13 protein-coding genes and 1 tRNA gene are annotated in these 13,917 nt (G+C 68.6%); 5 read left to right on the top strand and 9 right to left on the bottom strand.

From position 1 onward, the window contains the following. The first annotated feature begins 26 nt into the window (after positions 1 to 26). The 4 genes from CCZ36_RS11620 (at position 27) to CCZ36_RS11635 (ending at position 3,251) form a co-directional block, all read left to right on the top strand. Entirely contained in the window at positions 27 to 971 is a 945-nt protein-coding gene (locus CCZ36_RS11620; RefSeq protein ID WP_069738983.1) for a glycine betaine ABC transporter substrate-binding protein, read from the top strand. A 64-nt stretch (positions 972 to 1,035) separates the two neighbouring features. Then, positions 1,036 to 1,653, top strand: coding sequence for an ArsR/SmtB family transcription factor (locus CCZ36_RS11625; RefSeq protein WP_069742695.1), 618 nt, complete (start codon positions 1,036 to 1,038; stop codon positions 1,651 to 1,653). A gap of 46 nt (positions 1,654 to 1,699) precedes the next feature. Further along, a complete protein-coding gene (locus CCZ36_RS11630; protein ID WP_069738981.1) occupies positions 1,700 to 1,894 on the top strand; it encodes a hypothetical protein in 195 nt (64 codons plus the stop codon). 25 nt (positions 1,895 to 1,919) lie between these two features. Next, positions 1,920 to 3,251 (top strand): MFS transporter, encoded by a 1,332-nt coding sequence (locus CCZ36_RS11635; RefSeq protein ID WP_128817596.1) that lies wholly within the window; start codon positions 1,920 to 1,922, stop codon positions 3,249 to 3,251. Here CCZ36_RS11635 and CCZ36_RS11640 read toward each other — a convergent pair. The 4 genes from CCZ36_RS11640 to CCZ36_RS11655 form a co-directional block, all read right to left on the bottom strand. Continuing rightward, positions 3,211 to 3,999 (bottom strand): S16 family serine protease, encoded by a 789-nt coding sequence (locus tag CCZ36_RS11640; protein ID WP_069738979.1) that lies wholly within the window; start codon positions 3,997 to 3,999, stop codon positions 3,211 to 3,213. The genes CCZ36_RS11635 and CCZ36_RS11640 overlap by 41 nt on opposite strands. Before the next feature lie 121 nt (positions 4,000 to 4,120). Beyond that, entirely contained in the window at positions 4,121 to 4,765 is a 645-nt protein-coding gene (locus CCZ36_RS11645; protein ID WP_030591826.1) for an IclR family transcriptional regulator, read from the bottom strand. A 500-nt stretch (positions 4,766 to 5,265) separates the two neighbouring features. Continuing rightward, positions 5,266 to 7,050 (bottom strand): DEAD/DEAH box helicase, encoded by a 1,785-nt coding sequence (locus CCZ36_RS11650; protein WP_079134137.1) that lies wholly within the window; start codon positions 7,048 to 7,050, stop codon positions 5,266 to 5,268. Positions 7,051 to 7,250: 200 nt separating this feature from the next. Beyond that, a complete protein-coding gene (locus CCZ36_RS11655) occupies positions 7,251 to 8,756 on the bottom strand; it encodes an MFS transporter (RefSeq protein WP_128817597.1) in 1,506 nt (501 codons plus the stop codon). Between the two features lie 218 nt (positions 8,757 to 8,974). Here CCZ36_RS11655 and CCZ36_RS11660 point away from each other — a divergent pair. Next, positions 8,975 to 9,049: transfer RNA gene (locus CCZ36_RS11660), tRNA-Cys, on the top strand. Positions 9,050 to 9,126: 77 nt separating this feature from the next. Here CCZ36_RS11660 and CCZ36_RS11665 read toward each other — a convergent pair. From CCZ36_RS11665 to CCZ36_RS11685, 5 genes are all read right to left on the bottom strand, one after another. Further along, entirely contained in the window at positions 9,127 to 9,903 is a 777-nt protein-coding gene (locus CCZ36_RS11665) for a hypothetical protein (RefSeq protein WP_128817598.1), read from the bottom strand. Positions 9,904 to 9,967: 64 nt separating this feature from the next. After that, a complete protein-coding gene (locus CCZ36_RS11670) occupies positions 9,968 to 10,228 on the bottom strand; it encodes a hypothetical protein (RefSeq protein WP_237302639.1) in 261 nt (86 codons plus the stop codon). Positions 10,229 to 10,475: 247 nt separating this feature from the next. After that, complete coding sequence (locus CCZ36_RS11675; protein WP_128817599.1) at positions 10,476 to 11,129, bottom strand: hypothetical protein; 654 nt, start codon at positions 11,127 to 11,129, stop codon at positions 10,476 to 10,478. 2 nt (positions 11,130 to 11,131) lie between these two features. Next, positions 11,132 to 13,444, bottom strand: a complete 2,313-nt coding sequence (locus tag CCZ36_RS11680) for a hypothetical protein (RefSeq protein WP_128817600.1) — start codon at positions 13,442 to 13,444, stop codon at positions 11,132 to 11,134. Positions 13,445 to 13,463: 19 nt separating this feature from the next. Continuing rightward, entirely contained in the window at positions 13,464 to 13,892 is a 429-nt protein-coding gene (locus tag CCZ36_RS11685; RefSeq protein ID WP_069738973.1) for a hypothetical protein, read from the bottom strand. Between the last annotated feature and the right edge of the window lie 25 nt (positions 13,893 to 13,917).

Genomic DNA, 13,917 nt, shown 5'->3' on the forward strand with positions numbered 1-13,917 from the left:
GGAGGACGAGGAGGAAACTGCTGCTGATGGCGGTGCCGGTGCTGCTGCTGGGCGGCTGCGGGCTGAAGAGCGGATCGCCGATGGTGGACGACGTATCACCGGGTTCGGTCGGGCGGGGCGAACCGCTGAAGGGCGCGACGCTGACGGTGACGTCGAAGAACTTCAGCGAGAACATCATCCTGGGCCAGATGACCGGCCTGGTCCTCAAGGCGGCCGGAGCGGAGGTCCTGGACCGGACGAACCTGCCGGGTTCGATCAGCGCGCGCGAGGCCATCATCAACGGCGACGCCGACGTCCAGTGGGACTACACCGGCACGGGCTGGATCACCTTCCTGGGCCACGCGGACCCGATCGTCGACCCGAAGAAGCAGTACGAGGCGGTACGGGACGAGGACAAGGGCAACGGGGTGATCTGGCTGCCGCCGGCCCCGCTCGACAACACGTACGCGCTGGCGATCAGCAAGAAGAACAACGCGAAGTACAGGCTGAAGACCCTCTCGGACGTGGCCGCCCTCGCGAAGAAGGACCCGGGCGCGGTGACGATCTGCGTGGAGAACGAGTTCGCCTCGCGCGACGACGGACTGCCGGGCATGGAGAAGAAGTACGGGATGAGGATCCCGGCGGGCAACATCCAGAAGATGGACGCCGGGATCATTTACACCCAGGTGTCCGAGTCCAGCTCCTGCCTGCTGGGCGAGGTCTTCACCACGGACGGCCGGATCAAGGCCATGAACCTGGACGTCCTGGAGGACGACAAGCACTTCTTCCCCAACTACAACGCCTCCCCGGTCGTCCACGAGGCCACCTTCGAGAAGTACCCGGTGATCGCGGAGCTGCTGGACCCGCTCGCCCGGAAGCTGACGACCGAGGTCGCGCAGACGCTGAACGCCAAGGTGGACGTGGACGGCGAGGATCCGCACGAGGTGGCGAAGGAGTGGCTGGTGGAGGAGGGGTTCATCGAGGAGGGCTGAGTTACCAAGAGATCATTGCAAAGAATCTCTTGCAAAGCTCCCTTTGCATCTCTACTGTCGAAGCATGACGGAGAACGAGGACGCCTCCCGCCCCCACCGCCACGGCGGCACCGACCGCAGGATGCACACCGTGGACGCCCGCACGCTGCGCAGCCTCGCGCACCCCCTGCGGATCCGACTGCTGAACGCGCTGCGCGAGTTCGGCCCGGCGACCGCCTCGAAGCTGGGCGAGCGGCTGGGCGAGTCGAGCGGTGCGACCAGCTATCACCTGCGCCAACTGGCGGAGTCCGGGCTGGTCGAGGACGCCCCGGAGCTGGGCAAGGGGCGCGAGCGCTGGTGGCGGGCGGTGCACGAGGGGGCGATCTTCGAGAGCTCCGACTTCCTCGCACACGCCGATCCGGAGGTGCGCGGCGCCATCGGGGTGGTGATGCACGAGGTGGCCACCACGCACGCCCAGGAGCTCAACACCTGGCTCGGCACGATGGGCGAATGGCCGCAGGAGTGGCGGCAGAGCTCGGACATGAGCGACTTCAAGGTGCGCCTCACCCCCGAGCTGGCCCGGGAACTCTCGGCGAAGCTGCACGCGGTGGTGGAGACCTACCGCGACGTGGTCCCCGAGGGCACCGAGGGCTCGGCCGTCGTCCGCACCCATCTGCACGTCTTCCCGCGTCCCTCCGAATGACGGCACCGCACACCGCACCTCCCCACCACCCGAAGGGAAGCCCGTTATGCACGCCGACGTCCACCACCTCCTGCACGCGGCCGAGTCGGCCGAACTCCGCTCCAAAGCGGGCGAGTTCCGCCTCCCCCGCACCAGCCTGCGCACCCGGGTCGGCTGGACCCTGGTGGAGGTGGGCCTGCGGCTGACGGCGCAGGGCCGGGAGACGGCCGCGCCTCGCGCCGCCGCCTTCCATCCGGCGTAACCACCGGCCCGGGGGGGAGGAAAGCATGGGGAACCGCACCCCGCTCGCCGTCACGCTCGCGGCCAACTCCATTTCCACCGCAGGGACTTCACTGACGCTGATCGGCGTCCCCTGGTTCGTCCTGGAGACCACCGGAAGCGCGGGCCGGGCCGGGGTCGTCGCCTTCTGCGCCACCCTGCCGATCGTCGTCGCCGCGCTGATCGGCGGACCGGCCATCGACCGGTTCGGCCGCCGCCGGACGGCCGTCGTGTCCGACGCCGTCTGCGCGGCCGCCATCGCCGCGATCCCGCTGCTGCACCTCGCCGGCGCCCTCGACTTCTGGATGCTGTGCGCGCTCATGGCGCTCAACGGGTTCGCCCACACCCCGGGCAACACCGCGCGCTACGTCCTGATCCCGGACCTGGCCGAGCACGCCGGAACCACCCTCGCCCGCGCCGCCGGCCTCTTCGACGCGGTCTCGCGCGGGGCCCGCATGGTCGGCGCGGCCCTCGCCGGGCTCCTCATCGCCTTCGTCGGCGCGGAGACGGTCCTGCTGCTGGACGCGGCGGCCTTCGGGCTGTCGGCCCTGCTGATCGCCGCGGGGGTACGGGGAGTACGCGCGGCCGAACCGCGGAAGGCGGAGGCCCCGGTCTCCCTGCGCGCCTACGGCACCGAACTCCGCGAGGGTTACGCCCACGTGCTCGGCAACCGGCTGCTGCTGGCGGTCGTGGTGATGGTGATGTTCATGAACGGCACCGACCAGGGCTGGAACGCGGTCCTGCTCCCGGTGCACGCCGAGAGCGAGCTGAGCGGCGCGCCCGCCATCGGACTGCTCACCGCGCTGTTCGGCGCGGGCGGCCTGACCGGGGCGCTGCTGTACGGGGCGGTGGGGCACCGGTTCTCGCGCCGGGCGGTGTTCACGGTGTGCGTGGTCCTGTGCGGCGCGCCGAGGTTTCTGGTCGCGGCGGTGACCGGGACGACGCTGCCGCTCGCGGTGACGATGCTGCTCGGCGGAGTCGCGGGCGGCGTGCTGAACCCGATCCTGACGACGGTGATCTACGAGCGCGTGCCGGACCGGCTGCGCAGCCGCGTGTCCGGTGCGCTGACAGCGGGCTGCGAGTTCGCGATGCCGGTGGGCGGGCTCGCGGCCGGGCTGCTGGTGGAGGGCGCGGGAGCGACGGGGGCGCTGCTGGCGATGGGCGGGGTCTACTTCCTGGCGACGCTGAGCCCGCTGGTGTTCCCGTCCTGGCGGACGCTGGACGACGGGCCGGGGGCCGTACAGGAGGCGGCGGGGCCGGAGCCCGTACCCTCGGAACCGGCACAGGCACCGGCGCCGGTCAGCAGCTCGGGACCTTCCCGCCCGACTCCAGGGCCTTGAGCGAACCGACCGCGTCCTTCAGCGTGGAGACGGGCACGATCCGCAACCCGTCGGGCGCCTCGGCCTCCGCCTGACCGCACTCGGCCTTCGGTACGAGGAAGACGCTCGCGCCGTCGCGGTGGGCGCCCTGGACCTTCATCGACACCCCGCCGACCGCGCCGACCTTGCCGTCCGCGGTGATCGTCCCCGTACCGGCGATGGTGCGGCCGCCGGTGAGACCGCCGCCGGAGCCGTCGCCGTCGAGCTTGTCGATGATGCCGAGGGAGAGGAAGAGCCCGGCGCTCGGACCGCCGATGTCGCCGAGGTCCACGTCCACCCGCATCGACCCGGGCTCGCGGTCCAGGTAGTCCAGGGCGGCGTCGACGGCGACGTTCTGCGACTCCTTCATGTCGTCGAGGTTGTGCTTCTCGATCTCCTTCTCGGAGCCGCCGGTGGGGTAGACCGCGTCACGCGGCATGACCGCCCGGTCGGTCCGGAACCAGCTGTCGAAGACCTCGCCGATGCGGACGTCCGCCTTCGGCCCGGTGGCGAGGATCGTCGTCATCCGCAGCTGCCCGTCGGTGGGCCGGGTCTCGGCCCCGGTGATGGTGATCACCGGCCGCCCGTCGTCCTTGCCGAGCACGTCCGCGGTCACCCCGGGCCGCGCCAGGGTGAACGGCAGCGGCGCGAGGGCCGCCGTACCGAACAGGGCGAGGACGGGGAGTGCGCAGAGGGCGAGGACGCGGGGGCGCGAGAGACGAGAGAGCACGCACCCAATCTAACCGCCGCGCCGGAACGGGAAAGCGCCAGGAGCACGCCGCCCGGCGCACGCTCCGACGCGTTACACGTCCACGCCCACCCCGACGCACCGGAGGCGTACGGCCACCCGCCTACCGCAGCGCGTCCGCCACTTCCCGGGCGGCGTCGAGCACACGGGGCCCGACCCGTTCCGGGACGGCGTCGGCGAGCATGACGACACCGACGCTGCCCTCGACGCCCGAGACCCCGACCAGGGGCGCGGCCGCCCCGCTGGCGCCGGCTTCGAGTTCGCCGTGGGTGAGGGTGTAGCCGGGGTGGCCGGACTCCGTGGCCTGCCGGGCGGACAGGATGGCCCGGCCCGCGGCGCCCCGGTCCAGGGGATGGCGGAAGCCGGCCCGGTAGGCGACGTGGTAGTCCGTCCACGTGGGCTCGACCACGGCGACCGCGAGGGCGTCGCTGCCGTCGACGAGCGTGAGATGGGCGGTGGCCCCTATGTCCTCGGCCAGGGAACGCAACGCGGGCAGCGCCGCTTCCCGGACCAGCGGGTGCACCTGTCTGCCGAGCCGCAGCACACCGAGGCCGACCCGGGCGCGACCGCCCAGGTCGCGGCGTACCAGGGCGTGCTGCTCCAGCGTGGCGAGCAGCCGGTAGACGACGGTCCGGTTGACACCGAGCTTGTTGGACAGCTCGGTCACGGTCAGGCCGTGGTCGGTGTCGGCGAGCAGTTTGAGGACGCGCAGTCCTCGGTCGAGCGTCTGGGAAGTCTCCGCTGTCACGACGCCCTCTCCTCTTCGGGGTGAGCGACGACGGCCTGCTCCGACGGTTGCGACGCCGGTCCCAGCGGCGACGCACGGAGAGGCCGCCGGTCTGGCAAGGCACCGGCTGCGCTCCGCGGCGGCGTTGCCACGGGGCGTTCATATGGCGGGGACAGTAGCGAGCCAGTCCGCTCAGCGGAAGTCCTCGTCCAGAATCCGGTCTCCGGACGCGGGGCCCCGGAACGGCCCGCACATAAGGGCCGGTCAGCGGGACGGCGTCCGGTAAGCGAACATCTACGCGCGTTCACGTGTCACGACTTCGCCGGTCGGCCCGTCCACGGATGCGAACCGACGTTAACTGCGTGTGAACGGACACCGGGGAAATTTCCCGGGCACGAGGCCCGGAAACACGGCCGTACGCCCATGGGGAGAGTCGGTAACGCCGTCGGCCCGTACGGAGGTTGGAACCTCCGTACGGGCCGACGGGCCGACGCGGACGACGGAAACGAACGGCTGCGAGGTCACTTCATCCGCGTCGCCCACTCCTGGACCTTCGCGATGCGCGTCTGGATCTGGTGAGCCGTGGCCTCCGCGCTCGGCGGGCCGCCGCAGACGCGGCGCAGTTCGTTGTGGATCACGCCGTGCGGCTTGCCGCTCTGGTGGGTGTAGGCGGAGACCATCGTGTTGAGCTGCTTGCGCAGGCTCAGCAGCTGCTTGTGCGTGACGACGGGCCGGGCCTCGGCGGGCTTCTCCAGGAGGTCGGCCTCCTCGGCCGGCTTCTGGCGGCTGTGCGCGATCTGCCGGCTCTGCCGCTTCTGGAGGAGCAGCTGGACCTGGTCCGGCTCCAGGAGCCCGGGGATGCCGAGGTAGTCCTGCTCCTCCTCAGAACCGGGGTGGGCCTGCATGCCGAACTCGGCGCCGTCGTACAGCACCCGGTCGAAGACGGCGTCGGACTCCAACGCCTCGAAGGGCAGCTGGTCCTCGGTCTCCTCGTCCTCCAGCTTCTCGGCGTCGGCGAGGAGCTTGTCCTCCTCCGAGAAGGGGTTCTCCTCGTCGCTGCCCTTCTTCGGCTTGTCGAGGACGTGGTCGCGCTCGACCTCCATCTCGTTGGCGAAGTCGAGGAGCATCGGGATGGTCGGCAGGAAGACGGACGCCGTCTCGCCGCGCCGGCGGGAGCGCACGAACCGGCCGACGGCCTGGGCGAAGAAGAGGGGCGTCGAGATGGTGGTCGCGTACACGCCGACGGCGAGGCGCGGCACGTCGACGCCTTCGGACACCATCCGGACCGCGACCATCCAGCGCGACTCGTCCGCGCTGAACCGGTCGATCTTCTTGGACGCGGCCTTCTCGTCGGAGAGGACCACGGTCGCGGACTCCCCGGTGACCTTCTTCAGGATCTTGGCGTACGCGCGGGCCGAGTCCTGGTCGGTGGCGATGACGAGCCCGCCCGCGTCGGGGATGCCCTTGCGGACCTCGGTGAGCCGCTTGTCGGCGGCGGCGAGGACGTTGGGGATCCACTCGCCGGTGGGCGCGAGCGCGGTGCGCCAGGCCTGGCCGATGGCGTCCTTGGTCATCGGCTCGCCGAGCCGGGCGGCGATCTCGTCGCCCGCCTTCGTACGCCAGCGCATGTTGCCGCTGTAGCTGAGGAAGATGACCGGGCGGACGACGCCGTCGGCGAGGGCGTTGCCGTAGCCGTAGGTGTAGTCGGCCGAGGAGCGGCGGATGCCGTCGTTCCCCTCCTCGTACTGGACGAAGGGGATCGGGTTGGTGTCCGAGCGGAACGGCGTACCGGTCAGCGCCAGCCGCCGGGTCGCCGGGTCGAACGCCTCCTGGCAGGCCTCGCCCCAGGACTTGGAGTCACCGGCGTGGTGGATCTCGTCGAGGATGACGAGCGTCTTGCGCTGCTCGCAGCGGTTGCGGTGGAGCATCGGGCGGACGCCGACACCGGCGTACGTCACGGCGACCCCGTGGTACTCCTTGCTCAGCGGACCTGCGCTGTAGTCGGGGTCGAGCTTGATCCCTATGCGGGCGGCCGCCTCCGCCCACTGCTTCTTGAGGTGCTCGGTCGGGGCGACGACGGTGACCTGCTGCACGACGTGGTGGTGCAGCAGCCACGACGCGAGGGTCAGCGCGAACGTGGTCTTGCCGGCGCCCGGCGTCGCGACGGCGAGGAAGTCGCGCGGCTGCTCCTGGACGTACCTCTCCATGGCGCCTTGCTGCCAGGCTCGCAGCTTGTTGGCGGTGCCCCAGGGGGCACGGCCCGGGAAGGCGGGTGAGAGGTGGTGGGAGGCGGTGGTAGTAGTCACGGTCTCCGGTTCGGGGCTCTCGGGTACGTGGGGCGCTGCCCGTACCGCACCCGGCCCCAAGGGCCCGGCCCGCGATACGACAACCGGGCCACCTTACCGGGGGCCCGGGCCTGAACCCGTACGAACGGGCCGCGGCTCGGGCCCGTTGAGACCCTCTTCACAGGTACGGCAACCGGGCGAGCATCTGTTCCCGGGTACCCCTACTTCTCCCGTACGAGCACCCTCGTCGCCACCCACACCCCCACCAGCGCCACCCCCGCCATCGGCAGGAAGACGGCCGCGAACGCGCCCGGGTGGGAGCCGGAAGCGCCCGCCTGCACCGCCCCGTGCGCGGCCGCGCCCACCGCTCCGCCGCCCAGCGCCGCGAAGGCCGCGCCGCCGGAGGCCAGGAGCAGCACGTTGGAGAGCCCGTCGGAGATCTGGAGGGCGGCGGAGTTGGAGCCCGCCTCCTCGGGGGCCGACAGCTTCAGGAGCAGGACGCTGGTGGAGGCGATCACCATGCCCATCCCGAAGCAGCCGAAGGCCCAGGCGACGGCGACGATCCAGACGGGGACCCCCTCGATCAGCACGGAGGGCGCGACGGCGATCGAGGCGGCGACGAGCAGCATGCCGGTCACCATCAGCCGCTCCCGGTACGGCTCCATACGCGGCCGGGACTGGACGAACGAACCGAGCGCCCAGGTCGCCCCGCCCACGGCCAGCGACAGCCCGGCCATCGTCGGGGACAGTCCGCGCTGGGTGACCAGCATCAGCGGTACGAAGGACTCGGCGGCGATGAACGACCCGGCGGCGATCCCGCGCAGCAGAACCACCGAGGGCAGCCCGCGCGCGGCCCGTACGGTCCCGGTGGGCAGCAGTCCGCGGACGGCGGGCACGAGCAGGGCGGCGCCGGCGGCGGCGGGCAGGAGGGCGAGCCAGTTCAGCTCCTGCCCCGCGTACTGGAGCAGCCCCGCCCCGGCCGAGATCCCGAGGGCGAGCCGGATGCGTCGGCGGTCGTACGGCTCGGTGGCGGCGGCCGGGTCGGCGGGCCCGGAGGCCGTGCGCCGGATCGCCGGGAGGGCCAGGGCGAGCGGGATCACGATGAGGACGGGGATGCCGACGAAGACCCAGCGCCACCCGAGCTGCTCGGTCACCGTCCCGGAGGCGAGCGGCCCGACGACGGACGGGATCACCCAGCTCGCGGCGAAGGCGGCCAGGATCGCGGGCCGGATGTGCTCGGGGTAGGCGCGCCCGATGACGACGTACAGCGCGACGATCACCAGCCCGCCGCCGAGCCCCTGGACGGCCCGGCCCGCGATGAAGACCCACATGCTGGTGGCCGCCCCGGAGAGCAGCAGCCCGACGCCGAACGCGGTGATCCCGGTGGCGAGCGGCTGGAGCGGCCCGCGCCGGTCGGCCCACTGCCCGGAGAGGACCATGGCGAAGAGGCTGGTGGTGAAGTACGCGGAGAAGGCGAACGCGTAGAGCGGGATCCCGTTCAGCTCGCGGGCGGCGACCGGCATCGCCGTACCGACTGCCGTGGCCTCGAACGCGATGAGGAACACCACGGACACGATGCCGATGCTCAGTGCCCGGTAGGTGCGCCCGAGGACCCCTTCGACGGCCGCGGCGGGAAGGTCGGACAGGGGGTCCGGGGAGGGGGCGTCGGTCGCGGGCGGCGCGAGGTGTGCGGCGTCAGTGCCGTCACGGGGTTCGAGGGCGGTCATGGGGTCAGCGTAAGGGGCATGGGCCGCTTTGAACCCTGTCGATGTGCGGTCCCGTGCTCGCCCTTGGTCGTAGGTCCCGGGCCCGGAAGTCCGCTCCTCCCCCGGATATGAACGGCGTATGGCAGTCGCGTTGCACCCCGGCCGGATTGCTTGAGGCGGGTGCCGGGGGCCCGTAGCGTCGTTCTCAGCAAGGAACAACGGACCACAGCACCACGCCCGACCGTGTGCCCGAGAGGCTCAGGGGCTCGACTGCAACTCGAGTTACACCGGTTCGAATCCGGTCGCGGTCTCCAGAACGCGGAAGTGGCCGCCCTCACGGTAGGGGGCGGCCATTACCGCTTTTCGCACGTCTCGGCCGAAGCCCGGCCCGTCAGCCGGTCTTCAGCGCCTTCATGACATCCCGCATGTCACTGATCAGATGTCCCCGGTACGCGAGCATCTCGGGCTCCTCCGGCGCGTCCGGCATCTCCTCGGTGTCCTCGCCCTCGCCCTCGTTGTAGGACATCCAGACGGACAGGTCGAGCATCATGACGGCACCGCCTTCCACGACGTTCAGGCGCATGCTGTTATCGTCCGTGATCAGCAGATACGCGCTGTCCCCGAGGTCCGGTACGCGCTCCACCCGGTCCACGGCCGTCCCGTCGATGTCCGTCACCGTGCTGCTCGCCTCGAACACGGGACGCGGATCGGCTTCCTTGTGCAGCTCGGCCGTGAGGGAAGCCCGGTAGCCCATGTACCAGCCCGATCCGTCCTCGCCGCCCCGCTCCCCGAGGACCGACTCCGGGAAGTCGACGGTGCATCGGATGCGGTGGAGGGCGGGATGCTCGATCCCGTCCAGCTCGGTGGTCGTCTCGGACTCCGGCTTGCCGAGCGCCCTGGCGAGCTCCTTCAACTGCATCGCCGCGCAGGAGTCGGACTCCACGCGGTAGCCGCGCGAGTCCGGCCTGCCGTCGCCGCCGATCCCGTACCCGAAGACGGCTGCGGCCCACACCGCCGACGCCGTCAGCGCCCCGGCGACGCCCCAGATCGCCCCGTGCCACCGCCGCCGGCCGCCCTCCCCGATCCCCTGCTCGGGGTCGAACCCGCTCACGACGTCCGAGGACGAGCCCGGCCCGTCCTCCCCCACCAACTCCGGCTCGGAAATCACACCGGCACCTCCCCCTGGTCAACGGCCACGGTACCGGCCGGGCTTGTCGCCGCGGCTCCGTACGTCAGGCGGGGTCGAGTACGGGCCGGGACTCCAGCCCTCCGTCGTTCTCGCAGCGCAGTTCCTTCGCCATGGCCAGGGCGAAGGAATGGACCACGGTCGCGTAGGCGTCCGTCAGCTTCTCCGGATCGCCCTCGGGGTCCTTGGGTGACCAGCGCTCGACGCCGATGTCGATATGAGCCGGCGTGGAGCCGGGCAACTTCTCACTCCGGCAGGCGAACTGGATGGAGCCGGCGTCCGGAGCGGCCAAAGCCCGCTCCCCCATCGGGAGCACCCTGAACTTCGGAGCAGGCTCGCCCTTCGGCGGGGGGCGCAGATAAGCTCCCAGGTGACCCTCAGTCGATCGCTCGCGGCGGAGTTCTTCGCGTATATGCGGCAGATGTCCCCGCCATACGGCCAGACCTGCGATGAGCATCAGCCGGTCGTTTCCGGCCGCATGAATCAACCACTCCTGGCCAGCTGACGACAGGTCGCAGATTTCCCGTTCTCGTGGGAAAACTCGAAAATTGAGGTCAGCGGAGTAGTTGTGCCGGGATAACCGGATCTCCGGCACAGGACAATTCTTCTACCAGAGTTCGAGCGAACGTCGACAGCAGGACTTGACGCTGATCAACCGCCAATCCGGGATCGGTCACCGCCATCTGCAGAGGAAGCCCCACTTCCTGCCCTGCTGCGGCACCGGGGACGCCGCACGTGACGAGGATTTCCATGCTCGGCCGCCCGGTCTCCAACTCGACGAACACCTGATCATTCAACTGTCGCCAACTCTTGGCATACTTCGGCTCGCTCATCGAATCAACGGTGAGCACCGACCACTGAACTGTCGCCTCGATCACAAACGCACCACCACCCTCGGCTGGCACCTGAATGCGGCAAGCACTGTAAGAGTTGTGCAGTAGATCATCAACTGGCCACTCCTCAGCCTCGCGATCCAATATCGCAGCCAGCCGTGCCGGGCTGTTCCGCGCGGTAGCAGTCGCCTTACCTCCTTCTACAGATTCGACCGCCCTGTTTACGTTCTCCACACCAAGGAACTGGCCACACTTTTGGAGGCCTGCGGAACTACGCATCCCCTTGTCCACCTCTGGGTCATCCGAGCACCCAACCAGCACCAGCGCGCACAGAAAAACACCGGGCGTCACGAATGCAGAAAATGATCGCTTCACGATTAGTTGACCTTCATCGGCTGACGCGCAGCCGTGACGCCATTGTTGTAATCATACTGAATATCACGGAACAGTTCCTGCTTCTCTTCTCTTGCCATTCCCACGGAGTCGGCGTAGTGGAACATAGCGGCTGCAGCGCTACTTTTGCCCTGCTCACTCCCTTCCTCAATACTGGTGAGCGCTTGGTCATTATTGTTATATTCGGCATCTTTGAGGTACTGCAGAGTTTCAGAGCCATACTGCGTGCTCACTGCACTGCCAGCCGTCTCCATGACCAGCGGTACAGCAACCGTGGAGACGACGCCAGCGGCAGGTCCGAGTACAACCGCAGACCCCACCCCCACCACAGCCGTCACCGCACCGCTGACGCCAGCCTTACGCCACTCTGCACTTTTCTCCCTCGCCAAATTCTCCGCATCCTCGTTGCTTTTGAATTCATCACCGATTCCGATGCTACGCGACTCGTCAAGAATTCCATGGATCTTGGTCGCGTTTCCACCGAACGCCAACGCATCCGCCTTTTCATCTCCGAACGATCGGAGTCCGCTGGCCTCATACACTTGCTGAGCGCTGCTCAGCGTCCGGTACCCCTCGTCACCTGTGGCAACTGCGGCCATGAATCTCAGCGCCGAACTCTCTCCGAAATCAGTCCTTTCGGATTCATCGCTGCTCTTCATGAAAAGTTCCTCGCGTCCTGCCGCATCACCGTAACCGCCGAAATTGTAGGTTGAGTAATTCAAGTCGTCGATGTAGGCGGCACCCATGCGCGCAAGGCTGTCTTTCATCGGATCATGCCGATCCCTAAGCCCTGAATCCATTCCGTAGCTATCGATCACATTTTTCATGATGCCCGCCGTCACCTCGTCGCGCTTCAGCGTGGGCGAGGGGTCGTCCCAGGCGTGCCCGGTGGTCGCCGCCTCCAAGGCCTTTCCGAGCGCGTCGGGCAGGTACTGCGTGGACTTCTTCACGTCGTCCGGATGGTGGCTCGTGACGTCGAAGAACGGGTCGTAGTCCTCGTTCTGGAAGAAGTCCAGGTAACTGGTGATCTCCTCCCCATCCTTGTCCTTTCCGAGATCAGCGTCACCGCTCTTCAGGGTGCCGTCCTCGCTGTACGCGGTGGGCTCGGCGGAGAAGAAGTGCTTTGCCGCCTCCGGGCTGTGCCCCAGGGCTTCCAGCATGCTGTTCACCGGGTCGTAGCCGGAGCCGTTGACACCCGAGGGGTTGTACAGATTCTCCGGCCCGCCGGGCACGCCCTTGGACGCATAGAAGAAGTCGTGGTCCTTCTGCCTCAACTGGACCACATGCTCAGCCATGGGATTGAGGAACTTGGGGTCGTAGTTCCCGAACCGCATGATTCCGCCGAGCAGCTGGTAGCCGAACGGCCCGCCGTAGTCGTTCTTGGCGAGCGGGAAGCGTTCCGTACCCATCTTGCGGAGCTCCGGCCCCCACTCCGCCGTGAACGCCTTGTCGTGCGAGGCGGTGGCCAGGTTGAGGCCGAGGTTCTTCTGCAGCGCCTGAACGTCCTTGAGCCGCTCCTCATCCACGCTCACACCCATGTGCGTGTCCGTTGCGAGCTGGCCGAAGAAGGTGAGCGCCTTCTCCGGGCCGAGCTTCTCGTAGAAGTTCTTCGCGAACTCCACCGAATTGGCGTTGTCTCGCAGCAGTTCGTTCAGCGCCTGGAGTTGCGCGTGCGTGAGGTCGCGGCCCTTGGACGCCAGGGCAACGGCGCGGGCCGCCTCTTCCTGGTCGAACTTGGTGTACTTCGGGGTGGTGAAGTCCTTGCGGTCGGTGACGTTGGCCTCAAGGGAGTTCTTGAAGGTCACATCGGTGTCGTTGCAGGTTTCGACGATGTGGTCGATCTTCTTCTGCCACGATGCGATGTTCTCCCTCTCCTGCTGGAGGTACTTGCCGAAGTCGGGATCGTGACGCGCCGCGTTGTTCTCGGAGATCGGGGAACGTGCCGTGACCTTTCCTCTGCCGTCCACCGAGATCCCGGCGGCCGGCCCCTCGTGGTCCCGGATGTTGGCAAGGTCGTCCTTGGCCTTCTTGAAAGCCGCGTATCCCTCTTCCAGCAGCGCCTTCACGCCCTTGGCCTCGGCGGCGGCGTCCGCGAACTCCTTGACGGTCTTGCCGACGAACGCCTTGGTGACCCCTGCGTTGAGGCCTTCCCAGCTCGCCTTGTTCGCCTTCGCCTTCATTCCGTCCGACGCGTGATCGGCGAGCCTGTCCAGCTTCGTAGCCATCTCCGACCAGTCGTCGGCCGCCGCCTTCAGCTTGCCCAGCGGGGCTTCGACGATGTCCTCGTAACTCAGCATGTGCGCGCTCCCCCGAGCCCTACTTCATGTACTCCGACAGCTTGGAGATCGGCGTCAGATCTCCACCGATCTTCACGTCGTCCTTCGCGTGCTGCGCCTTGGTGTAATCCAGGTGGTTCGAAATGTGCGCGCAGGAATCCAGCAGCGTCTTGAGATGCTTCTGCCAGAAGTCGTGCACCTTCAGAACCGCCGAGCCGCTCGCGAAGTTGCCGTTGGTGAGCGCGATCGCCGCGTCGAAGGTGGCCGGGCGGGCGTGGTCACCGTCCTTCGACAGTCTCGTCCTGAGCTCGTAGGCGTCATTCCCGATAGCTCCGAGATCATCCCGGTTCACCACCAGGTCCGGCGCACCGGCACCACCGCCGCCCTCGGCCGGGGCGCTGTTGATCTGCATGGCACTTCGCTGGGCGGCAGCCGAACGCAGTTCCGCCCATTCCTTCTCGAAAGTCACGAATTCCCTCAGGTCTCACCCGCGC

The sequence above is a fragment of the Streptomyces sp. S063 genome (genome assembly GCF_002832675.1).
Taxonomy (GTDB): Bacteria; Actinomycetota; Actinomycetes; order Streptomycetales; family Streptomycetaceae; genus Streptomyces; species Streptomyces sindenensis.